Below are 23,732 nucleotides of genomic sequence, written 5' to 3' on the forward strand. Positions count from 1 at the left end.
AATCATGCAGTTCCACAGTGTGCCCGAAAGATAATCATTTGATTTCCAAGGACCTCGCAGCGCCTTTCCGAGTAGGAGACGTCTCCGTGCGGAACCACGTCGTGCTGGCGCCGATGTCCGGCGTCACGGACATGCCCTTCCGCGAGCTCGCTTGGCGCTTCGGCGCCGGCCTCGTCGTCACCGAAATGGTGGCGAGCCGTGAACTGGTCAATGATACCGCCGAATCCTGGTCGCGGCTCAAGGCCGCCGGCTTCCGGCCGCATATGGTGCAGCTCGCCGGCCGCGAGGCGCACTGGATGGCTGAGGCGGCGAAGATCGCTGCCGATCACGGCGCCGATATCATCGACATCAACATGGGCTGCCCGGCAAAGAAGGTGATCGGAGGTTATTCCGGCTCGGCGCTGATGCGCGATCCCGATCATGCGCTCGGCCTGATCGAGGCGACGGTCAAGGCCGTCGACATTCCCGTGACGCTGAAGATGCGCCTCGGTTGGGACGAAAATTCCATCAACGCGCCCGACATCGCGTGCCGCGCCGAGGCGGCCGGTATCCAGCTGGTGACCATTCATGGGCGCACCCGCATGCAATTCTATGAAGGCCGCGCCGATTGGGATGCGATCCGCGCCGTCCGCGAGGTGATCTCCATTCCGCTGATCGCCAATGGCGATGTCGAAACTGCAGAGGACGCGCAGGAAATATTGCGCCGCTCCGGCGCCGATGCCGTCATGATCGGCAGGGGCTGTCAGGGCAGGCCGTGGCATGCCGGCGTTATCGCCGGTGGCGCCGAGCCGCACCGGCAGGAGATCGCCGATGTCGCCGTCGAACATTACGCGATGATGCTCCATTTCTACGGCGAGGCGGTGGCGGTTCGCCATGCCCGCAAGCATCTCGGCTGGTATCTCCAGCGTTTCGCCGCTGATCTCGCCGGTGGCGAAAAGGCAGCGATCATGACCTCACGAGATCCGCGCGAGGTGGCCGCGCGCCTTTACGATGCGCTGGCATCAACTGTTGTCGACAGCCGGGAGGCGGCATGACCAAGGATATGACTTCTCCGCCCGATCACGCCGGCGGAACCGTCGCCATGGCCGTGCTCAACGCCATCCAGAACCCTGTCGTCATGGTCGACGAATCCGGCTTCGTGGTTTTCGCCAATTGGGAGGCGGAGGCCTTCTTCGGCGCCAGCGCCCCGCATCTGGCGCGTTACCGCATCTCGACCTTCATTCCCTTCGGCAGCCCGCTGCTTGCCCTGATTGACCAGGTGCGCGAGCGCAAGGCCCCGGTCAACGAATATCGCGTCGACCTGAGCTCGCCGCGCCTCGGCCAGGACAAGCTCGTCGACCTCTATGTCGCCCCGGTGCTCAGCGAACCCGGCGCCGTCGTCATCGTCTTTCAGGAACGCTCGATGGCCGACAAGATCGACCGGCAGCTGACGCATCGCGCCGCTGCCCGCTCGGTCACCGGTCTTGCCTCGATGCTGGCGCATGAAATCAAGAACCCGCTCTCCGGCATTCGCGGTGCTGCCCAGCTGCTCGAGCAGTCGGCGGTCGACGACGACCGGGCGCTGACCCGGCTGATCTGCGACGAGACCGATCGCATCGTCTCGCTGGTCGATCGCATGGAAGTGTTTTCCGACGAACGCCCCGTCGACCGCATGCCGGTCAACATCCATTCCGTGCTCGATCATGTAAAGGCCGTTGCCAAGGCAGGTTTTGCCCGCAACATCCGCGTCACAGAGAGCTACGACCCATCGCTGCCGGCGGTCTATGCCAATCGCGACCAGCTCGTTCAGGTCTTCCTCAATCTGGTGAAGAACGCCGCCGAAGCGGTCGGCGACCGGCCGGAGGGCGAGATCATGTTGACGACGGCCTATCGCCCCGGCATCCGTCTCTCTGTTGCCGGCACCCGCGAAAAGATTTCGCTGCCGCTGGAATTCTGCGTTCACGACAATGGCCCCGGCGTTCCCGCCGATCTGTTGCCGCATCTCTTCGATCCCTTCATCACCACCAAGCCGAACGGCAGCGGCCTCGGCCTGGCGCTGGTCGCCAAGATCATCGGCAATCATGGCGGCATCATCGAATGCGACAGCCAGAACAGCCGCACGACATTCCGCGTTCTCATGCCGGCGTCCAAGGACGCCTCGCTCGAGGACGCCTCTATAGCAAGCTCGACAGGACCTTCTCGATGACAGCTACGATCCTCGTTGCAGATGATGATGCGGCCATCCGGACCGTGCTCAACCAGGCTTTGAGCCGCGCCGGCTATGACGTCCGCATCACCTCCAACGCCGCTACCCTCTGGCGCTGGATTTCGGCGGGTGAGGGCGATCTGGTCGTCACCGATGTGGTGATGCCCGACGAAAACGCCTTCGACCTGCTGCCGCGCATCAAGAAGGCGCGTCCCGATCTGCCCGTTCTTGTCATGAGCGCACAGAACACCTTCATGACCGCCATCAAGGCCTCGGAAAAAGGCGCCTACGACTATCTGCCGAAGCCCTTCGATCTGACCGAGCTGATCGGCATCATCGGCCGTGCGCTCTCCGAGCCGAAGCGCAAGCCGGCCAAGCTCGAAGACGATATGCAGGACGGCATGCCGCTCGTCGGCCGGTCGGCGGCGATGCAGGAAATCTATCGCGTCCTCGCCCGCCTTATGCAGACGGACCTGACACTGATGATCACCGGCGAATCCGGCACCGGCAAGGAGCTTGTCGCCCGCGCTCTGCACGATTATGGCAAGCGCCGCAACGGCCCGTTCGTTGCGATCAATATGGCGGCGATCCCACGCGACCTGATCGAATCGGAACTGTTCGGCCATGAGAAGGGCGCCTTCACCGGTGCGCAGACCCGCTCGACCGGCCGCTTCGAGCAGGCCGAAGGCGGCACGCTCTTCCTCGACGAGATCGGCGACATGCCGATGGATGCCCAGACCCGGCTGCTGCGCGTGCTGCAGCAGGGTGAATACACCACTGTCGGCGGCCGCACGCCGATCCGCACCGACGTGCGCATCGTTGCCGCCACCAATAAGGACCTGAAGCAGGCGATCAATCAAGGCCTGTTCCGCGAGGACCTCTATTACCGCCTCAATGTCGTGCCGCTGCGCCTGCCGCCGCTGCGCGACCGCGCCGAGGATATTCCCGATCTCGTGCGCCATTTCATCCAGCAGGCCGAAAAGGAAGGTCTTGGCTCCAAGCGCTTCGATCAGGAAGCGCTGGAACTGATGAAGGCCTATGCCTGGCCGGGCAACGTCCGCGAGCTGGAAAACCTCATCCGCCGTCTGATGGCGCTCTATCCGCAGGATGTCATCACCCGCGAGATCATCGACGCGGAACTTCGCTCCGATGTGCCCGACAGCCCGATCGACAAGGGGCCGATCCGCAACGGCTCGATGACGATCGCCCAGGCCGTCGAGGAGAACATGCGCACCTATTTCTCCGGCTTCGGGGAAAATCTGCCGCCGCCCGGCCTCTATGACCGTGTGCTGACGGAAATGGAATATCCGCTGATCCTCGCTGCGCTCACGGCAACGCGCGGCAACCAGATCAAGGCAGCCGATCTTCTCGGCCTCAACCGCAACACCTTGCGCAAGAAGATCAGGGAACTGGGCGTCTCGGTCTACAGAAGCTCCCGCACTGCCTGAATGAAAACTGGCTGAATGAAAACTGGCTGAATGAAAAGAGGGCGGCGGGCCCTCATGTTGCCCACCGCCCACTTCCTCCCGGCGTCCGCCGCCACGGTCGGGAGAGAATTGAATCTAGCTGAGCCGGGTCGCGGTTTATATCCAGGCGGACAAACAAAAGCGCAGTGTCATTCAATGGTCACAGAGCATTTGTGACATGCGGTTTGCCGCCAGGCGAATGTCATTGAAGTTGCTGCGCTCGTAGTCGCCGCGCCTGTGGATAAGCTGTGGATAATAGGTGGATGATCAGCGGGTGATAACGTCGCTGATCCACTTGCATGTTGCCAATCCGTTCCGAATCTCGTCATCTCCCTCTGCTGCTGTCGACCTCCGCCGCAAACGTCGTCGACTGCATGCTACGGGCGCTCCGACTCATGTCGTCGAGCGCCCTTTTTCTTTTCGGAAACTCCTCGCATATCGTCGCCCATGCCATAGATTACGCGAGTCGGTCATCGATCGATCGCGCGACGCCGGCGACGGGCCGGCACATTTTTTCGGGAGCTGCATGATGGAATATCGTCGTTTGGGAAAGTCGGGTCTGCAAGTGAGCGAGTTCTCTTTCGGCTCATGGGTCACATTCGGCAAGCAGGTCCATGGAGGCGACGCCGTCGAACTGATGAAGCTTGCCTATGACAACGGGGTGAACTTCTTCGACAATGCCGAAGGTTACGAAAGCGGCAAGTCGGAAATCGTCATGGGCGAGGCGCTGAAATCGCTTGGCTGGAGCCGCGACAGCTTCGTCGTTTCGAGCAAGGTCTTCTGGGGCGGCCAGAAGCCGACGCAGCGCGGACTGTCGCGCAAGCATGTGACCGATGCCTGCCATGCTGCATTGAAGAGGCTTCAGGTCGACTACCTCGACCTCTATTTCTGCCATCGCCCGGATATCGACACGCCGGTTGAGGAAACGGTGCGGGCGATGCATGATCTCGTCGTCCAGGGCAAGGTTCTCTACTGGGGGACCTCGGAGTGGTCGGCGCAGCAGTTGACGGAAGCCTACGCCGTGGCGCGCGACTTGCGCATCACGCCGCCGACCATGGAGCAGCCGCAGTACAACATCTTCGAACGTCAGAAGGTCGAGTCCGACTATCTGCCGCTCTATGACCTGATCGGTCTCGGCACCACGATCTGGTCGCCGCTCGCCTCAGGCGTCCTGACCGGCAAATACAATAATGGTGTACCGGCTGACAGCCGTATGAACCTGCCGGGATACGAATGGCTGAAGGAGAAGTGGTCGAGTGATGCCGGCCGCGAGCAGCTGAAACAAGTTGGTGAACTCGCAAAGCTCGCCGACGAGATCGGCATATCGATCACCCATCTGGCTTTGTTGTGGTGCCTCGCCAATCGCAACGTCTCCACCGTCATTCTCGGCGCCTCGCGCGCCAGCCAGTTGCAGGACAATCTCGCGGCGGTTTCGCACAGGCACAAGATGACGCCCGACGTGCTGAACCGGATCGACACGATTGTTGGAAACAAGCCGGAAGAACCCCGTCGTTTCTAAAGCCTGTGGCACAGAACGGTGCAGCGGTTTTGCGCGAACGACATGCATGAAAGCAGAGACCTGGAGCGCGAGAAGACCTGAAAAGGTCGCGACGCGCTTTAGGTGGAATAATCTTCCTTCGACGAGCTAGATCGAGCATCGTAGCGCGAACGGCGACGGGGCGTGCAGAGGCAGGGATGATGATGCGTTTTCTAGAAGTTTTCGCGATCGGAGGACTCATAGCGGCCGGGATTTTTCACGTCTGCATGCTCATCGCTTTCGAGCATTTGACAAGCAAGATCAACAAATACGGGCCGAACCTGGTCATTAAAAGGTCGAAGGCGCTCCCCAAAATTGACCCGAACAGCCCGTTTATTCCATCGGCGTTGAAGACTAGATTCCTGCTTTATAGGCAAGCTTGGGTGGTCGTTATAACGATCCTGATAATTCCTTTTGTTATTTACGCAGTGACGAAAGCCTATGCAAGCTAAGGCATTTTAGAGAGAAATGTATTGAGAGTTTTCCTGATTTTGCTGGCGGCTACCCTGTTCCTTATGGGTGCCTGGACCTTTATCCGGTTCAAAACGGCAGGACAAACATGGGAGGGCGTATATGACTGCAGTGATCGAGGGCCACTGAATGACGGTGAATTTATACGAGCAGCCGTATCGCAGAGCATCCAGGCCTCGAAAGCGTCGCCATTTTATCGACAGTCCTCAGGCTTGAGATCGAATTTAATATTTGCGGAGAAATTCATATTAGATAATCCCGGATGTTGCAGTATCTACCACGGAGATCCCAACGATTACTTCTCTCCTGAAGGATTTGAGGAGTATATGACGAGAACCGTGGCTAAGATTGTGAAAATTAAATTCATGAAAGAGGATCGATCCAATGGAGTGTATTTTGGAAGGACGGCGTCCTATTACGTGAAACTAGATGCTTGCGGAAATCAATTGGATTAGGCATGCGGAGATCGTCGTGATTGGTAGGGCTCGCGTGCAAGCTCCAACGCCTGACGTGCTGGACCGGATCGAGGGGATCGTCGGAAACAGACCGGAAAGGCGAGCTAACAACATGCATCAAAGGCAGAGCGGCATCAGGTCGATGGGCGCGGATCGTTCCCGATTCGCGCCTGTGCCACCGTTCGGCTTGTCGGATTAAGCGACCGCTTCCGCCTGACGAAGGAAGTTCTGGAGCTGGTCTTCTGGAACGAACGAACCGCCTGTCGTCCAGAGGATGTGCGTCGCCCGCGACATCTTCTCCTCGATGCCGTGTGCCGCTTGGAACCGCCGGCCTTCCTTGCTGCGCAAGAGGAAGTCCGGGCCTAGCAAGGCGGCGGCGGCCGAGGGCTCCAGCTTTTGCCTTTGGGTGGTCCACGCCATTCGAAGCAGCTTGAACAGATCGTCGTCGGCGGCGGTGTAGATGCCGGCGAGCATCTCGCGCATCACCGTGGCGACGAAGGCAGACATGCGGGCGACGGCCATGCCATCGGCTTCGGTCTTGTTCGTCAGGCCGACGTCGTAAACCGATACCAGCTCCTGCGAACCCGACATCATATGGACGAGGGCACAGGGCGACTGAACCGGCTCGACGAAGAACGCGTGCACGTTGTCGCCGAAGATCGCCTTGGCACCGAAGGTAACGCCGCCCGGCGCCCCACCGATACCGCAGGGCAGGTAGAGGAAAAGTGGGTTCTCCTCGTCGATGGTTATGCCACGCTCGTCGAGTTGCGCTGCCAGCTCCGACGCCGCCGCGCTGTAACCGAGGAACAGGTGCCGAGACTGCTCATCGTCGACGAAATAGATCGTCGGGTCGGCGTCGGCGATTTCGCGGGCGTTTTCGACCGCGGTCGTGTAGTCCGCCTCGTGCTGGATGACGTCTACCCCCAGCCGCCGGAGGCGCTCCACCTTCCAGGCCTTGGCGTCGGAAGACATGTGAACCGTGGCTTTGAAGCCGAGGGCGCGTGCGGCGATGCCGACGCTCAAGCCCAGATTGCCGGTGCTGCCCACCGCCACCGTATATCCGGAGAATAACGAACGGGCCTGTTCCGCTGCGAGCTTGCGGATGTCTTCAGCGTCGCCGAGCAGTCCGGCCTGACGGGCGAGACCCTCGGCAAACAGGAAAACCTCATAGACGCCGCCCCGAGCCTTGATGGAGCCCGCGACCGGCAGGTGGCTGTCGGCCTTGATGAAGACCTTGCCAAACTCTCTCTTTCGATAGCCGAGCGCCTCGCGCAGCTCCTTGAGTTCCACCAGTTCGGAGCGGATCTCGCCGTCCGAATCCTTAAGTTCCGGAAAGCACGCGGCAATGAGCGGCGCCAAGCGCTGCCAGTTCAGGCGCGCTCTGTGCACGTCGGCCGGCGAAACCGGCAGATCTGAAGTGTCGATCGCCTGTTTCCGATAGGCAGGATTGAGCCAGAGGGTGGGTCGGCCTGCAAGAACATCTTCCCGAGCGGGGTCGGCGGGCAGTATCGTCTTCATATGGATTTCCATTGCTTCGTGCGCCGCTGCTCTGCGCGGTCAGTGTTTCAGGACGCGTGCGAGGAAGGCGCGAGCACGGTCGTTTTTCGGATTGTCGAAGAACTCGTCCGGCTTTCCGACCTCGATGATCGAACCTTGGTCGATGTAGACGACGCGATCGGCGACCTCTCTTGCGAACCCCATTTCATGCGTCACGACCATCATCGTCATGCCTTCGGCGGCCAGTTCCCGCATGACGTCAAGGACTTCGCCGACCATTTCCGGATCCAGGGCGCTGGTGGGCTCGTCGAAGAGCATCAGATGCGGCTCCATGGCAAGCGAGCGTGCTATGGCCACGCGTTGCTGCTGGCCGCCTGACAACTGACCCGGATATTTGTCGGCGTGCGCCCTGAGGCCGACGCGGTCGAGAAGCTTCATCGCGGTCGCTTCGGCTTCTTCCCGCGACTTCTTGCGAACCCGCATCGGCGCGATGGTGATATTGTCCAGCACGCTCTTGTGCGGGAACAGGCCGAACTGTTGAAATACCATGCCGACGCCCTTGCGGATCGCCGCAAGCTCGCGTTCCCCGCCAAGCTTTCGATCCGCCTCGACGGGCATTTCGTAGCCGTCCACGACAAGGCTGCCGTTCTGGTACATTTCGAGGCCGTTGACGCACCGGATCAGGGTAGACTTTCCTGAGCCGCTGGCCCCCAGGATGACCATGACTTCACCGCGTGTGACGGCGAGATCGATGTCCTTCAGCACATGGTGAGCGCCGTAGAACTTGTTCATGCTTTTCATTTCGACGATGGCGTTCATCGTGATGTCTCCGTGTTGGATCGGCTCACCGGGTGCTCGTTGCCATGTGGTCTTCGAGCTTTCTTGCGGCATAGGTGATCATCGAGCCGACCAGGAAATAGGTGATGAGCAGGAACGAGAGGACTTCGAAGGTCCGGTCGCCATATTGCGGGTTCGCCAGGATCATCTGTCCTGCGCGGAGAAAATCCGTGAGCCCGATGATGAAGACGAGCGGCGCAGAGTTGAAGATGTCGAGCACGTTGCCAACCAGCGGAGCGACCACGACCCGGAGCGCCTGTGGCAGAACGATCGAGCGGTTGATGTCGAATTCGCTCATGCCGAGAGACCTAGCCGCCTCGGTCTGAGCGCGGGGAACCGCCTGAAGGCCGCTTCGCACGTATTCGGCGACGTAGGCGGAGTAGAAGATCGTGAAGCCGATCATGCCGCGCGCGACGTCGGCCAGTCCCCACTGCGGTGCAAGGACCGGCATGAGGATCCAGATCCAGTAGACGACGAGGATAAGCGGGACCGAGCGCATGACCTCGATATACCAGGTGCAAACGATCCGCAGGCTGGAGAGCCGGCTCTGCCGTCCGAACGCAAGCAGGATGCCGATCGGAAGGGACAGGACCGAAGTCACCAACGTCAGAAGGACACTGAGAAGAAGTCCGCCCCAGAGCCCCACGCCCGGAGGGGCCATCACTGCCACAACGACGATGAAGCCAGTGAACGCCGCGGCAGGCATCACCTTCCTGGATAGTGGCAGGTAGGACGTCAGCACCCAGCCCAGCACGGTCGCGGCGACGACGCCTGCGGCAGGCAGTGCATTGCCCAGATCGCCATGATCGACGATCAAAAGCAGCAACGGCACGAGAACCAGTACGAGACCGTGGTGAGGCTTGAACGAAAACACGCAGCCGAGGCCGGCGCCGAGTATCGCTCCGATGATCGCCGAAGCCGTCCATGCACGCCACGCCTGATCGGCGGGGAATACGCCGATCATCAACACCCGCAGGCTCGCTGCGATAATGTCCCACCTTGCCGTGGTGAGCGCCCAGTCAAAGATGGAATAGGCGAGCCAGAGAACGCTTGGAATGACCAGCAGCGAGAGGGCGACGTCGAAAGGTTTTCCAAAGAGGTTGTGACGGGTCCACTTTATGGAGGTGGTGATCATCGCGACACTCCCATTCGGTTGAGACGGCGGTTCGTCCAGTACACGGCTGAACTGATGATCCAGCTGAGGATCAGGTAGGACGCCATGACGATGATGATGCCTTCAAGGCTGTGACCGGTCTGATTGGCGATCGTTCCGTAGATGTTGAACAGGTCGGGATATCCGACCGCGATCCCGAGCGCGGTATTCTTGGTCAGGCTGATATACTGGTTGCCGAAGGAGGGGAGAACGACACGGAATACCTGAGGAAGGACGATGTCGTTGACGGTGTCGCGCCGGCTGAGGCTGAGCGATCCCGCTGCTTCCCACTGAGCCTTTGGAAGAGCGTCGATCGCGCCGCGGACGATCTCGGCGATGAAGGAAGCGCTGTTGACGACGACGGCAAGCAGGAGGGCCGCCATCTCAGGGCTTATGCTGGTTCCCCCGCTGGCCTTGAACTTGTTGGCGACAGGAAAATCGACGGCCATTCCGCCGGTCGCGATCAGCAGCCCGAAGCAGACGACCGCTGCGGCGATGCATATCCGCCGCATTCCACGGATGGGGTCGAACACCGCCCCCAGGACCGACACCCATGAGGCGATGGCGAGGATGAGCGAAAGGGTGGATGAGCCGCCGCTCCAGGAGAGGGTAGGAACGTATATGCCTTGCTGGCTGACGATAAGGCCGCCGTAAATCTTCGCTGCGGACGCCATCGGAGGAAAGCGCAGCACGACTGCGAAGTACCAGAAGACAAGCTGTATGAGCAGTGGTGTGTTGCGTACGAACTCCACGATCCAGAAACAGAGATTTCTCACCACCCAGTTGGTCGAGAGACGGCCGACGCCGAGCATCGTTCCGAGGATCGTGCTGAAAACGATCGCAAGCAGTGCGACCTTCACGGTGTTGAAGATACCTGTGACGAAAGCCGACGCGACCGACATGTCCGAAGAGAACTGGGCGAGGCTGGGGACGGCGCCTTGATCGGAGGTCAGCGTCCATCCTTCGCTGATGTCGAAGCCGGCAATGTTTGCCAGGAACGAGAAGCTGAACCGCATGCCCTTCTCGGAAAGGCCGGCCTTGACCGCGTATGCCAAGATGCCGAGCAGCATAACGACCAGGGCGACGATTCCCAGCTGGATCGCCTCGTGCCGGATGCGATTGCGCAGGCGCCGCGACGTCAGCCTATCACTCTCTGCCATGCCGTGCATCGCACTCGTTTCGTCGATTGTCATGTTCAGGCTCCAAGAGCTTGGGGGGCGAAACGTTGTGGTTCCGACCCCCGGCCGGCATCAGTTCCAGAGCGGCGAGTAGATGGCGCCACCCTGCGTCCACAAGGCGTTCGGCGTGCCCTTGCGGTCGAGATACATCTTGGTCTTCGGACCGAGGTTACGATCGTAGGCCTCGCCGTAGTTGCCGACGGCCTTGATCGCCTGAGCAATGAAGTCGTCGGAGAGGCCGAAGTCCTTGCCGTAGCCGCCGCCATTGCTGCCGAGGAACTTCTGAACGAAGGGGTCTTCGCTCTTCAGCTTTTCCGCCAGATTAGCCTGGGTAATCCCGGACTCCTCGGCCTGGAAGAGGCCGTATTCGATCCAGCGGAGCGCGTTGCGCCACTTGGAGTCGTTGGCAGCGACGAAGCCGCCGAACGGGGACTTGTCCAGCGTATCCGGGAGGATCAGATAGTCGGCTGGCTTCGGTGCGTTCCCCGCCCAGGCGGCAAGTGCGGACCGGTCGGTGCTCATCGCGTTGCAGCGACCCGAGTTGAGAGCGGAGAAGAGCTTTTCGAGGTTTTCGTAGGTCAGGACCTTGGAGTCCTTCCAGCCACGTGCCTTGAAGGCAGAAGCCAGAACGGTCTCGGTCGCCGATCCCTGGGTGGTGCAGATCGTTGCGCCATCAAGGTCTGCGAATTCCTTGATCCCGGCCTCAGTTTTCACCATAAGGCCGGTACCGTCGTAGAAGTTGATCGGCAGAAAATCGATCGCGATTGACGATTCACGCGCTGGTTTGATCGTGGTGTGGGCAAAGACCACGTCGACCTGACCGGTAAGCACTGCGTCAAAGCGGCTCTTGTCGGTCACCGTAATGAACTTGACCTTCGAGGCGTCGCCAAGAACGCCGGCTGCGACCGCCTTGCAGAAGTCGACGTCGAGCCCTTCCATCTGTCCAGTCGTGGTGTTGAGATACCCGAAGCCCGGAGCAGTATTGTCGGTGCCGCAGTTGAGCACACCGCGCTGCTTGACCGTGTCGAGAACGGAAGCGGAAGCATTGGCCGCCGTGAACGCAACGCCTGCGAAAACGCCGGCAGTCAGGATTTTGAGTAGTTTCATCGAAGTTCCCCTTTGGATCGCAGAGTGACGGTGACGCCAAATCAATGAGCGATGGCTCGATCGAAGGTTCGGTAAGACGCTAGTGGCGTTGTCGCCATTCTGAACGCGTCGTTCCCATATTGGCCAAGGTCTGGCGCGATCCCCGCTCCCAGTCCCATCAATTGGCAGACCGAAAGTAGGGGTGGGGTCTCTTCAAATCTACTTAATTCTCATGAGGTGATGCATTAGCAGATCTGTTGATTGTTGTGCCTCCATGCTACGCGGGTCTCTGATGCCGTCGTTAGCCACGCAGGCAATTGGAAGCGGGAACGTCGATATCGCGGTTTTCCAATACGGTTGGAACCACGCGCGCGGTCGACGCGCGAAACGATGCGGTATCGGTGAAGCGGCATTTATCGACGAGGCGCTCGCGGAGCGCTGACAGCGCCTCGATCAGGAGAGCGGCGGCTTCTCCGCCATCCGGTCCAGGAATGCTTGGAGAGCCGGGCTGCGCTTTTCCTCTTTCCGGAAGGCGAGAAATATCCTCCGGCGGATCTCCGGAACGAGCCTGCATACCCAGACGTCTTCGAGATCGTAGCTGGCGCGCAGGCCGGGCAGGATCGAGATGCCGTAGTTCTGCCGGATCAGGGCGATGGTCACCTCAAACCCTTTGCACCTCGCTACGATGTTGGGCTTGAAACCGCCTTCCTGGCAGGCATCCACCAGCATCCTCGTATAGGTGTCGGAAGCGGTGTCGATCGCCCACCGTTCCTCCCGAAGCTCGTGCAGGCCAACCGTCGGCCGCTCCGATAGCCTGTGATCCTTGGAGACCATGACGTTGAAGACGTCCTCCATGAGGAAGATCGTCTCGATGTTAGGGTCGAGTGCGCCGGTCGGCATGTTCAGGTCATCGATTATCGCCACGTCCGTCTGCCAGCTCCGCAGCGCGGCAACGCTTTCGCCGGGCTCCATTTCTTCGAACTGGACGGTGAGGTGAGGGTGCCGTTCGGCTAAATCGTAGACGACTTTCGGAATGACGGCGGCCGCTACGGAGGGAAACGCAGCCACCCGAAGCTCGCCGGAAACGACGCTTTTCAGTTCGGCGATGTCTGCTTTTGCGGATTCGATTTCGATGAGAATCTTCTCCGCGCGCAGCACGAGCTGCTGGCCGGCGGGTGTCATGACAACGCCCCGGCCGCGTCGCTCGACGAGCCGTATGCCAACCTCTTCTTCAAGCAGAGCGATTTGCTGCGACACGGCCGACGGCGAGATGTGTAAGGCTTCTGCCACCGCGGCCATGGTCTTGCGGATCGATAGTTCGCGTAGTGCCCGCAGACGTCCGACATCCATAACGACCTCCTCGCAGCTCCGAAATCATTAGCATGTCTGAACGTATAAGCAAATATTATTAACTTTTTCTGGTGTTTCGATCGATCTAGGGTCCGCCTCACGAATTCGAGGAATTGGAGAACTAGATGACCAACGCTGCAAGGGTGCATTTCAACACCACCGTAGAGGAGGCTGATCCACTCGTCGCCGATGCCCTCGCGTCCGAGCGGGCTCGCCAGCAGAACCAGATTGAGCTCATCGCTTCGGAGAATATCGTCAGCCGCGCGGTTCTCGACGCCTTGGGACACGAGATCACCAATAAGACACTCGAGGGCTATCCGGGCAATCGTTTTCACGGTGGCGGGCAGTTCGTCGACATTGCCGAGCAGGCCGCGATCGACCGCGCCAAGCAGCTGTTCAATTGCGGCTACGCCAACGTCCAGCCGCACTCGGGGACGCAGGCCAATCTGGCCGTCTTCTTCCTGCTTCTGAAGCCGGGCGAAAAGGTGCTTTCGCTCGACCTTGCGGCCGGCGGCCACCTGTCGCACGGCATGAAGGCGAACCTGTCGGGCCGCTGGTTCGACGCCAACAATTACAGCGTCAACCCGCAGAACGAGGTCATCGACCTTGATGAGATGGAACGCATCGCCGAAGAAATCCGCCCGAAGCTGCTGATCACCGGTGGTTCGGCATATCCGCGCGAACTCGACTTCGAGCGCATGTCGAAGATCGCCAAGAAGGTCGGCGCCCACTTCCTGGTGGATATGGCCCACATAGCCGGCCTCGTTGCAGGCGGCGTCCATCCTTCGCCGTTCCCGCATGCCGACATCGTGACGTGCACCACCACGAAGACGCTGCGCGGTCCGCGTGGCGGCCTGATCCTCACCAACAACGAGGAATGGTACAAGAAGCTGCAAGCCGCGGTATTTCCCGGCGTCCAGGGATCGCTGCACAGCAACGTTCTGGCCGCGAAGGCGATCTGCCTCGGCGAAGCCCTCCGCGACGACTTCAAGGTCTATGCTGGCCAGGTCGTGGCCAATGCGAAGGTCCTTGCCGAAACGCTTTCGGATCGCGGCGTTCGCATCGTTTCCGGCGGCACCGACACCCACATCGTTCTGCTCGATCTGTCGAGCAAGGGACTGATCGGAAAGCAGGCGGAGACACTGCTTGCCAAGGCGAACATCACCTCCAACAAGAACCCGATCCCCGGCGACAGTCCCCGTCCTCCGGAGTGGGTCGGCATGCGGCTCGGCTCGTCCGCAGCGACGACGCGCGGCCTGAAGGAAGAAGAGTTTCGGGTTCTCGGCCACGTCATCGCGGACCTCATCGACGCCGAAACGAAGGGTGAGGCGGACGAGATCGTCGGCGCGGCCAAGGCGAAGATCGCCGAACTGACAGAGAAGTTCCCGGTTTACGGTCACTAAGAATACGGAAATGCCGTGCCGGCATCTCGAAGTCCCTGCATTTTTTCGTAGACAGCTTGCTGGTCGAGCCTGGATGCAATGGAGCACCCCATGGGAATGGATAGATTCACACGCGCGGCGAACATCGACGGCAAAGAGTACGCCGCAGGGCTGCTCGAGCGCATCAAGGCCGACGTCGAGGCGCTGAAGGCAACGACAGGCGCCGTTCCCGGTCTCGCCGTCGTTCTGGTGGGGGACGATCCGGCAAGCGCAATTTATGTGGCTTCAAAGCAGCGCCAGACGGTCGCAGCAGGTATGAAGTCCTTCGAGTATCGGCTTGCTGCTGAAACCTCGCAGGTCGAATTGCTGGACCTCGTGCATCACCTCAACGTTGAGGCGGAAGTGCATGGAATTCTTGTACAGTTACCGCTGCCGGCACATCTCGATCCCGATGCCGTAATCCAGGCCATCAACCCCGACAAGGATGTCGATGGCTTCCATGTGTCGAATGCGGGCCGCCTTGCCACGGGCAACCCGGCGCTCGTTCCTTGCACCCCTCTGGGCTGCATGATGCTCATCAAGGATACGCTCGGCGACTACCTCTCCGGCCTTCATGCCGTCATCATCGGCAAGTCCAATATCGTCGGAAAGCCCATGGCGCAGATGCTGATGAATGCACACTGCACCGTCACGGTCGTTCACTCACAGACCAGGAACGCGGCAGAACTCTGCCGGGCCGCCGACATTCTTGTCGCCGCCGCCGGTAGAGCGGGCCTCGTTCGTGGCGATTGGATCAAGCCTGGCGCCGTCGTGATCGACGTCGGCATCAACCGCATCCAGGACGGCGAAAAATCGCGGATCGTCGGCGACGTGGCCTATGGCGAAGCCGGCCATGCGCGCGCCATCACGCCCGTGCCTGGCGGCGTGGGTCCGATGACGATCGCATGCCTGCTGTCCAACACGCTGACGGCATTCCGCCGCCACCACGCCATGCTCGCCGCGGCCTGAGAAGACGAACAAGGATAATCGACATGACCACCACGGTTCCTCGCTACGCTCTTCGTGTCGCATGCCCGTCGATCCGCGGCGTGACGGCCGCCATTGCCACCTATCTCTCGCAGAACGGTTGCAACATTTCCGACAGCGCACAGTTCGACGACGCGGACACCGGACGCTATTTCATGCGTATCGGCTTCCAGCCGCACGACGGACATACGCTTGACCAGCTTCGTGAAGGTTTCGAGCCGATCGCCGACAAGTTCGAGGCGAAAGCCGAATTCTTCGACGAGGGCGAAAAGAAAAAGGTGATCCTCATGGTGAGCCGCTTCGGACATTGCCTGAACGATCTCCTCTACCGCTGGCGGATCGGGGCGCTTCCGATCGACATCGTCGGCGTGATCTCGAACCACATGGACTACCAGCGGATCGTCGTGAACCACGACATCCCGTTCCACTGCATCAAGGTGACAAAGGAAAACAAGCAGGAGGCCGAGGGCAAGCAGATGCAGATCGTCGAGGCTTCAGGGGCCGAACTCATCGTCCTAGCCCGCTACATGCAGGTCCTGTCCGACGAAATGTGCCGCACGATGTCCGGCAGGATCATCAATATTCACCACTCCTTCCTGCCGAGCTTCAAGGGCGCCAATCCCTACAAGCAGGCGTTCGAACGGGGCGTGAAGCTCATCGGCGCGACGTCGCACTACGTGACGGCGGACCTCGACGAAGGTCCGATCATCGAGCAGGACATCGTCCGCGTCACCCATGCGCAGAGCGGCGAAGACTATGTCAGCCTCGGCCGCGACGTCGAAAGCCAGGTGCTCGCCCGGGCCATCCACGCCCACATCCACGGCCGGGTGTTCATCAACGGCAACAAGACCGTCGTATTCCCCGCGTCACCCGGATCCTACGCGTCGGAACGCATGGGCTGATTGCTGTATAGCAGCCAAGCTTTGAGTTCGATGAACATGGCGGTTCTGGTGCACCGCCCGATCTCTGATGGTCCGGGCAGGCCGGACTCCTACCCACGTTCCAATATTGCAACACGAGGTAAGTACCTTTCGAGTCTTGAGATCGAAACTCACAGCCCTAAAATCCGGAGCTGAAACACAGGGTCTTCAAACTCATGACCGACCATTCGATTGCGGCAATCCCATCAGACCAGCCGTTGCCGGCCGACGATCCCAATCGCACCCTAACAGTGGCGCTTCCGGACGATCCGGCGGTGCCACATATTTCGCAAGCGGGAAACATTTATACCGTCCTGATCTCCGGCGCGCAGACCGAGGGACGGTATTGTCTGATCGACATGCTGATTCCCGACGGCGGTGGCCCACCGCCTCACCGCCATCAGTTCGAGGAAATGTTCAGCCTCCTGGAAGGCGAGTTGGAGTTCACGTTTCGCGGCGAGACGCAAACCATCCGAGCACCTGCATCGATCAATATACCTGCCAACGCCCCACATCGGTTTGCAAACCGGTCGGGCAGGATGGCGCATATGCTGTGCATGTGCACACCCGCCGGGCAGGAGGACTTTTTCCTGGCGGTAGCGGATCGGATTTCCGATCGGCAGTCGTCGGCACCGACGCCCGACGCCGCCAGGCAGGCGGAGAAGAAGCGCCTCATGCAGGAGCTGGCCCCCAGGTACAGAACCGAGTTTCTGTAGAAAAATAAACGGGGTAGTCCCGGTGATGGGCAGCGGACGACCCGCAGGCCTATCTTCCAAAACAGCATCGAAATCCCTTGCGTCACTGCATGGTCGCGAAGGGTACGCGTGTGAGCAAGAAAGAGTGAACTATGACAAACGCGATCACAAACTTGGACGGATTCGGCTCCGTGACGGGAGTGCCAAAATTGCCGCAGGGCTTCCGCGACGTCTTTCGGAGCTACCGGGTGGAGGCGAACGGCATCGACCTGCATGCCGTGATCGGCGGGGAGGGACCGCCTCTTCTTCTGCTCGGCGGCTGGCCGCAGAACTGGTTCGCCTGGCGGTATCTGATGTTGCCGCTCAGCCGTGATTTCACCGTGATCGCGGTCGATCCGCGCGGTGTCGGTCTATCCGAAAAACCTGCCGACGGATATGACGTCGACACGCTGGCCGCCGATATGTTCGCACTGATGGACACGCTTGGTCATACCAGGTTCTCGATGGTCGGGCACGACGTCGGACTGTGGGTCGGCTATGCGATGGCGACCGACCGCCCCGACCGCTCCGAGCGCATCGAACGCATCGCGCTTGGCGAGGCCATCGTTCCGGGCTTGTCGCCATCGCCACCGCTGCTCAGCGACGATCGTTGGACGAGCGACTTTCTGTGGCACTTCAATTTCAATCGGGCGCTGGGCGTCAACGAGCGACTGGTCGAGGGACGGGAAGACCTGTATTTCGGCTATCAGTTCGACACCAAGGCCGGCTCCGTCGCCGCGTTTCCCGCCTATGGCAAGGAGTTCTACATTGAAACCCTTCGTCGGGTGCCCGGCGCACTGAAGGCCAGCTTCGACTACTATCGGGCGATCGATGAATCGATCCCGCAGTATCGTCGGCGCAAAACAACCAAGATTGAGGTTCCCGTCCTTGCGTTCGCCGGCGCCTTGGCCTGCGGGGATATGGTCGCGAACGAATTGCGTTCCGTGGCACTGAACGTCGAGTCGGCGGTCATTCCCGACTGCGGTCACTATCCGGCAGAAGAGCAGCCGGCTGCGCTGCTGGATGCCTTGCAGCGTTTCCTTCGGCTCCCTTCATCGTCATAAGTAGCCTCAGCGTCTGGTCGAGGGCGGAAATCCGGAATCGACCAGAGGTTATTTCGGTGATTGTCCGTCCCGGAAGGCCTCAGCGAATTCCGCCACGATCGCCTTGATCAGCCGCCCGGTGATTCGATCCTTCTGCCAAAGAGCGGTCATCTCCACGGGCGATGGCTCCCAATCAGGCAGGACGCGAACAAGTGCGCCCGATGTCAGTGCGCTCTCGATCATGAAGTTGGGCAGGTTGACCACGCCAAGACCTGCAATCGCCGCTTCGATGAGGATTGTCTGTCGGTTCGCTGCGAAGCCGATCCTGGGAGTGACGGTCGCTGTCAGGCCGTCACGACGGCGCAAATCCCATTCCACCAGGTCGCGACGGATCGCCAGAGCAGGGACATCCTTCAGATGGTCCGGCTCCTTGATTTCGCAATGCGCCGCCAGATATCCGGGGCTGGCTACCAGAGTCCGCGGCACGGTCGCGATCTTTTTGAACGCAAGTCCGGAGTCGGCAACCGCTCCCATTCGGACAACAAGGTCGTAACCTTCCTCGATCAAGGACACCCTGCGGTCGGCAAGTGTCATCTCGATGACGACGTCGGGATACCGAGCCTTGAAGCGGATCAAGGCCGGCGCGAGAACTTCCGTCGCCATGTCGGGTGGCAGGGAAAGCCGGACCGCCCCCGACAAGGCGACCTTCTCATCCTGGACCCCAGCGACTGCCTCCTCGGCCAGCAAGAAGGCGTCGCGGCTTCGGTCGTAGAGCTGCTGACCACTGTCGGTCAGAACGACGCCCTTTTTGGTCCGGCGTACGAGGCGGACGTTTAACGCATCCTCCAATGCGGAAAGGCGCCGAGACAGCGTGGCCTTGGAAATGCCCGTCGCTCGCTCCGCGGCTCCGAAGCCGCCAGCTTGAACAATACGAATGAACAGCGCGAGGCCGTCGAAATCTCCGAACGTTTTCATGTTTCAATTATGAAACATAACATCGGCATTTTTCAAGTCTCCCGCAATTATCGTTTCATTCGTAAATTCATAACCGAGCGATGACGCTCTTCAATGCCCAAGGAGATCACATCATGTCCCAGCTTTTCACCCCTGAGAATTCCGCGTTGCTGCTGATCGATCATCAGGTCGGCCCGATGAAACTGATCAACAACATTGACGTCGAGCAGGCCAAGCGCATGTCGCTGGCCCTGGCGAAAGCCGCCAAGATTCTCGGCATCCCCGTCGTTCTGACGTCGAGCCAGGAAGATCGTCTTCAGGGACCGCTGCTGCCGGAGCTGCAGGAAATCCTTCCGGAAGCCTTCGACAAGCGCGTCAAGCGCGAAGGCGTCGTCAATGCCTGGACCGACGCAAACTTCAAGGCCGCGGTAGAAGCGACCGGCCGCAAGAACCTGATCATGGCCGGCGTCACGACCGACGTCTGCCTCGTCTTCCCGGCGATCGACGCCGTCAGCGATGGCTACAACGTGCAGGCAGTCATGGACGCTTCCGGTTCGCCGTACGAACTGTCCGAAGACATGTCGCGCCGCCGTATGCAGGACGCAGGCGTCGTCTTGACGGCAACCAACACGATGATCGCGGAACTCGCCCAGAACTGGAGCACTCCGGAAGGGCAGAAGCTGATCCAGTTGTTGTTTACCGAGGTCCTGCCGCCCATCCAGTAATCCAAACCGAGCCGCCGAAGCCGCCGCTGAAGCAAGGAAAAAGAACATGACCATACATGCAATACCCATCTCAGGGACCGGCATCGTATCGCCCGAAACGCATCTGGTACGAGCACACGGTCCATTTCAGCTCCGCCGCATCCGTCCCGGCATCTCGTTCGGACAAGCTGGCGACGCGGGCTTCGGCGGACTTGGAGTAATCGACCACGCAAAGCTGCAACCCGGCCTTGTCGTCGGGATGCACGAGCATCGCAACGACGAGATCATCAGCTACATGCGCGCCGGTCGCATGAAGCACACCGACTCTGCCGGACGGAGCGAGGTCCTGTCTTCGGATCGTCTGATGGTGATGAACGCAGGCCGGGGCTTCTCCCACGAAGAGGAAGTCGTGGGCGCCGATCAAATCGAGATGCTGCAGATTTTCGTCAGGCCCGAGGCGTCGGACCTCACACCTGACGTTCAGTTCGTCGATCTTGACGAGTCCGGCCGTGACGGTTGGTGGCGCCTCCTCACGGGGCCGGTCGGTTCGACAGCGCCAACCGTCGTTCGTCAGGCCATCTACCTCTACGATACCCATCTGGCAGCGGACGGCACCATCGAACTGCCTTCATTGGAAGGCTTCGATCGCTGGTTCTACGTCTTCCGTGGAGAGGTCACTGCGGCGTCGCAGAAGGTCGGGGCGCAGACCGCGCTGATCGTTGGGCCGGACGACCCGCATTTCAACGTGACGGCCAGCGTGGATTCGGACCTGGTGGTCTTTCTCGTCGACCGAAACGCGAAATTCTCGCGTGAGGGCACCATCAGCGGATAAGACTGCGCCGCCCGCAAATGACTTCTCCGACATTGGAGCAGTCATTCCCTTGCTGGGATTTACCGCACCGGCGCCAGTCAATCTTCATTGTGATCCAAAAGGGAGCTTCCACTGCTGAGACACGGCGATGTCTCTGCCGAGGAACCGCTCGAACGCAGATGTGGAAGTGGAGTATGTGACCATGTCCGAAGGAACAGCCGTCGTCCCCGGAGCCGCAAACGGCACCGAACGGGCTTATACGAAAGTTCTCGTCCCGCTCCTGGTCGTCGCGGCCGTCCTCGTTCTTGTGGGGGTGAGTTCGCAGCGTTGGGACAAATGGACGGCTGGAGCGGACACCCAGTCGACCGACAACGCCTACGTCCGCACAGAATTGAGCCGCCTCAGCGCGCGCGTCGCCGGCAATGTCAGCTCGATCAATGTAAGCGACTTCGACCACGTGAAGGCTGGCGAACTCCTGCTTCAGATCGATCCCTCCGACTACGAGGCCAAGCGTGAACAGGCCAAGGCGGCGCTCGACGCGGCGATCGCACAGCTCGGCAACTTGGACAATCAGAAAAATCTGCAGAGGGCGGCGATACGGCAGGCCGAAGCACAGTCAACGGTCGCAAACGCGAACGCGGCTCTGGCGAAGATGGAGGCGGACCGACAGGTCGCTCTCATGCAAAAGGGAGCGGGAACGCAGCAGAAGAACGAACAGGCGCAGGCCGCGCTGCAGTCGACCGCAGCGACGGCTCTCGCGACCGATGCCGCCGTCGTGTCGGCAAAGGCCCAGCTCCAGTATATCGAGGGGCAGACGCTCCAGCTCGCCGCCAACGTGGAGGCGGCAAGGGCCGCCTTGAAGACGGCCGACCTTGCTTTGTCGTACACCAAGATCACGGCGCCGTTCGACGGCGTCGTCAGCGAGCGACAGGTCCATGTCGGCGACTACGTAACGGTCGGAACGAATTCCATCGCTATCGTCCTGCTGCCCGCCGTCTATCTGATCGCCAACTTCAAGGAGACCCAGCTCTCCCGAATGAAGGAAGGGCAGCCCGTCACCGTGACCGTCGATGCGCTTCCCGGCGAATCCTTCACCGGCAAGCTCACCCGACTTTCGCCGGCGTCCGGATCGCAGTTCGCGCTGCTGCCCGCAGACAACGCCACCGGCAATTTCACCAAGGTCGTCCAGCGGGTTCCGGTCCGCATCGACTTCGACGCCTCGCCGGTGCTCGAGCGCTTGCGGTCCGGGATGTCGGCGGTGGTTTCCGTATCTGTCGGCGAGCAGGGCTCCTGACGTCATGGGCTACATCTTTCGACTTTCGTTTCGCGGAACGGAGAGGACGACGCACCCTCCGATCCTTGCTGTGTGCGCCGTCCTCCTCGGTCCCTTCGTGGTAGGATTCCACAGCCGCCTGTTCGGAACCGGCCTCGTCGATCTGCGCGGAGAGTTCGGTCTCAGCGTCGACGAAGGCGCGTGGCTGAGCACGCTCGCGACGGCGCCCCAGATCGTGCTCGCCCCCGCCGTGGCCTGGCTTGCGGCAGCATATGGCATCCGCCGCGTCATGGCTGGCCCGGCGCTCCTGTACGCGGCGGTTTCGCTGGTGATCCCCATCGCACGGGGCTTCGAGTCCTTGGCGTTCCTTCATATCGTCCACGGCACGCTGCTCGGCGTCTTCGTTCCCGCGACGCTGATGATCATCTTCAAAAACCTGCCGATGAAATGGTGGATATCGGCGATTGCGATCTACGCGTTCCGTGGTGCGTTCACGGCAAATTCGGGGACAGCCCTGGTGGACTTCTACGTGCAGCATCTCGGATGGCAGTTCATATACTGGCAGGACGTCGTCCTCGCACCGATCCTGGCACTGCTTGTCTTCGGTGGGGCTCCCCACGAGCCCGTGAACCGCGATCTCGTCCGCCGGGCGGACTGGAGCGGGATGCTGTTCCTCGGCTCTGGGATGGCGCTGATATTCGTGGCGGTGGACCAAGGCAATCGACTAGACTGGTTCGCCAACGGCTTCGTCATCGCGTCTCTCGCAGGCGGATTTCTGCTCGTCGTCGCCTTCTTCGTCAACGAGCTTTTCGTCACGCATCCGTGGGCGAGTATCGGGGCGATCGGGGCGCGGAACGTCGTGCTGCTCCTCTCGATCGCACTGCTTTACCTGATGAGCGGTCTGTCGAACACGAGCCTGATCCCGAACTATCTCGCGACCGTCGCAGGGCTTCGTCCGGAACAAATCGGCCAGACGTTGCTCCATTGGACGTGCATTCCGCTGCTCGTCATGACGCCGATTGCGGTGTGGGCGCTGCATCGCACCGACGGACGGTTCTTGCTGCTGATCGGCCTGTGCTGCTTCGCGGCGGCGGCGTTCATCGGCACCGGTCTGACGGGCGACTGGAGCGGCGACAATTTCCGGACGATGTGCGTGCTTCAAGGCGTCGGACATATACTGACGTTCCTTCCGATCATCGTCCTCACGGTCGCGAACGGCGATCCCAAGAAAGCGATCGCCGTTGCGGCATATATCCAGGTGATCAGGCTGCTCGGCACGCAAACGGCGCAGGCCCTGATGACGACCTATCTGCGCAAGAGCGAGCAGATTCACTCCTATTTGACCGGGCTCAACGTCGAACGCGGTTCGGAAGCGTCGATATCCGCGCTGTCGGCGCTCTCCCAGAAGATGGCGAGTGCTGGACAGGCCATCGCGCCGAGCCGCGGCCTGACGGTGCTGGGGCAGCATGTGCAGAAGCAGGCAAACGTATTGTCCTTCATCGACGCCTTCTGGCTGACGTTCTTGTGCGCCGTCGGTGGCCTCGCCATCCTCGCCTTCGTCACCAAGGCGCCAAAGGGGCCGCTCACGGTGTAGCGTCTGGTAATGATGGAGCGTGCAGGAACCGGATGCCTGAGCTCGGCTTTTCCCACGACATGCGACGGCCCACGCC

General features: G+C 60.7%; 20 protein-coding genes. 13 read left to right on the top strand and 7 right to left on the bottom strand.

Features of this window, described 5'->3' with window-relative positions:
• The first annotated feature begins 17 nt into the window (after positions 1–17).
• The 4 genes from dusB to GR197_RS11700 all read left to right on the top strand — a co-directional run bounded on the left by dusB (position 18) and on the right by GR197_RS11700 (position 5,170).
• Positions 18–1,034 carry a tRNA dihydrouridine synthase DusB gene (gene dusB, locus GR197_RS11685; protein ID WP_164009504.1) on the top strand — a complete coding sequence of 339 codons (1,017 nt, stop codon included), beginning with the start codon at positions 18–20 and terminating at the stop codon, positions 1,032–1,034.
• On the top strand, positions 1,031–2,185 hold the full coding sequence (locus GR197_RS11690; protein WP_164009506.1) for a two-component system sensor histidine kinase NtrB: 1,155 nt from the start codon (positions 1,031–1,033) through the stop codon (positions 2,183–2,185). The genes dusB and GR197_RS11690 overlap by 4 nt, the downstream gene beginning before the upstream one ends.
• Complete coding sequence (gene ntrC / locus GR197_RS11695; protein WP_164009508.1) at positions 2,182–3,633, top strand: nitrogen regulation protein NR(I); 1,452 nt, start codon at positions 2,182–2,184, stop codon at positions 3,631–3,633. Before GR197_RS11690 ends, ntrC begins: the two co-directional genes overlap by 4 nt.
• Before the next feature lie 547 nt (positions 3,634–4,180).
• The gene (locus GR197_RS11700; protein WP_164009509.1) at positions 4,181–5,170 is read left to right on the top strand and encodes a potassium channel beta subunit family protein; all 990 of its coding nucleotides are present in this window, start codon (positions 4,181–4,183) and stop codon (positions 5,168–5,170) included.
• Between the two features lie 1,139 nt (positions 5,171–6,309).
• On the opposite strand, the gene GR197_RS11705 is transcribed toward GR197_RS11700, so the two are convergent.
• The 6 genes from GR197_RS11705 to GR197_RS11730 form a co-directional block, all read right to left on the bottom strand.
• Positions 6,310–7,632 (bottom strand): D-serine ammonia-lyase, encoded by a 1,323-nt coding sequence (locus GR197_RS11705; protein ID WP_164009510.1) that lies wholly within the window; start codon positions 7,630–7,632, stop codon positions 6,310–6,312.
• Positions 7,633–7,671: 39 nt separating this feature from the next.
• Entirely contained in the window at positions 7,672–8,430 is a 759-nt protein-coding gene (locus GR197_RS11710; RefSeq protein WP_164009512.1) for an amino acid ABC transporter ATP-binding protein, read from the bottom strand.
• 25 nt (positions 8,431–8,455) lie between these two features.
• Positions 8,456–9,583, bottom strand: coding sequence for an amino acid ABC transporter permease (locus GR197_RS11715; protein WP_164009514.1), 1,128 nt, complete (start codon positions 9,581–9,583; stop codon positions 8,456–8,458).
• A complete protein-coding gene (locus tag GR197_RS11720) occupies positions 9,580–10,794 on the bottom strand; it encodes an ABC transporter permease subunit (protein ID WP_164009516.1) in 1,215 nt (404 codons plus the stop codon). The genes GR197_RS11715 and GR197_RS11720 overlap by 4 nt, the downstream gene beginning before the upstream one ends.
• 57 nt (positions 10,795–10,851) lie before the next feature.
• A complete protein-coding gene (locus GR197_RS11725; protein ID WP_164009518.1) occupies positions 10,852–11,886 on the bottom strand; it encodes a transporter substrate-binding domain-containing protein in 1,035 nt (344 codons plus the stop codon).
• 432 nt (positions 11,887–12,318) lie between these two features.
• Complete coding sequence (locus GR197_RS11730) at positions 12,319–13,215, bottom strand: LysR family transcriptional regulator (RefSeq protein ID WP_164009520.1); 897 nt, start codon at positions 13,213–13,215, stop codon at positions 12,319–12,321.
• Positions 13,216–13,340: 125 nt separating this feature from the next.
• Between GR197_RS11730 and glyA the strand changes: the two genes are divergently transcribed.
• The 5 genes from glyA to GR197_RS11755 all read left to right on the top strand — a co-directional run bounded on the left by glyA (position 13,341) and on the right by GR197_RS11755 (position 18,341).
• Positions 13,341–14,618 (top strand): serine hydroxymethyltransferase, encoded by a 1,278-nt coding sequence (glyA, locus tag GR197_RS11735; RefSeq protein WP_164009522.1) that lies wholly within the window; start codon positions 13,341–13,343, stop codon positions 14,616–14,618.
• A 90-nt stretch (positions 14,619–14,708) separates the two neighbouring features.
• Positions 14,709–15,605, top strand: a complete 897-nt coding sequence (gene folD, locus GR197_RS11740) for a bifunctional methylenetetrahydrofolate dehydrogenase/methenyltetrahydrofolate cyclohydrolase FolD (RefSeq protein ID WP_164009524.1) — start codon at positions 14,709–14,711, stop codon at positions 15,603–15,605.
• A gap of 23 nt (positions 15,606–15,628) precedes the next feature.
• Positions 15,629–16,525: a formyltetrahydrofolate deformylase gene (gene purU / locus GR197_RS11745; RefSeq protein ID WP_164009526.1), complete on the top strand. Its 897-nt coding sequence runs from the start codon at positions 15,629–15,631 to the stop codon at positions 16,523–16,525.
• 194 nt (positions 16,526–16,719) lie between these two features.
• The gene (locus GR197_RS11750; protein ID WP_164009528.1) at positions 16,720–17,259 is read left to right on the top strand and encodes a cupin domain-containing protein; all 540 of its coding nucleotides are present in this window, start codon (positions 16,720–16,722) and stop codon (positions 17,257–17,259) included.
• Positions 17,260–17,390: 131 nt separating this feature from the next.
• Entirely contained in the window at positions 17,391–18,341 is a 951-nt protein-coding gene (locus GR197_RS11755) for an alpha/beta fold hydrolase (protein ID WP_164009530.1), read from the top strand.
• Positions 18,342–18,389: 48 nt separating this feature from the next.
• Here the strand turns inward: GR197_RS11755 and GR197_RS11760 are convergent, their stop codons facing one another.
• On the bottom strand, positions 18,390–19,295 hold the full coding sequence (locus GR197_RS11760) for a LysR family transcriptional regulator (protein WP_164009532.1): 906 nt from the start codon (positions 19,293–19,295) through the stop codon (positions 18,390–18,392).
• Positions 19,296–19,408: 113 nt separating this feature from the next.
• Between GR197_RS11760 and GR197_RS11765 the strand changes: the two genes are divergently transcribed.
• The 4 genes from GR197_RS11765 to GR197_RS11780 all read left to right on the top strand — a co-directional run bounded on the left by GR197_RS11765 (position 19,409) and on the right by GR197_RS11780 (position 23,656).
• Entirely contained in the window at positions 19,409–19,999 is a 591-nt protein-coding gene (locus GR197_RS11765) for an isochorismatase family protein (RefSeq protein WP_164009534.1), read from the top strand.
• Positions 20,000–20,045: 46 nt separating this feature from the next.
• Positions 20,046–20,810, top strand: coding sequence for a pirin family protein (locus GR197_RS11770; RefSeq protein WP_164009535.1), 765 nt, complete (start codon positions 20,046–20,048; stop codon positions 20,808–20,810).
• A 181-nt stretch (positions 20,811–20,991) separates the two neighbouring features.
• On the top strand, positions 20,992–22,083 hold the full coding sequence (locus tag GR197_RS11775; RefSeq protein WP_164009537.1) for an HlyD family secretion protein: 1,092 nt from the start codon (positions 20,992–20,994) through the stop codon (positions 22,081–22,083).
• A 4-nt stretch (positions 22,084–22,087) separates the two neighbouring features.
• On the top strand, positions 22,088–23,656 hold the full coding sequence (locus GR197_RS11780; protein ID WP_164009539.1) for an MFS transporter: 1,569 nt from the start codon (positions 22,088–22,090) through the stop codon (positions 23,654–23,656).
• Positions 23,657–23,732 lie beyond the last annotated feature (76 nt).

Source organism: Rhizobium phaseoli, from assembly GCF_010668805.1.
Classification (GTDB): Bacteria; Pseudomonadota; Alphaproteobacteria; order Rhizobiales; family Rhizobiaceae; genus Rhizobium; species Rhizobium phaseoli_A.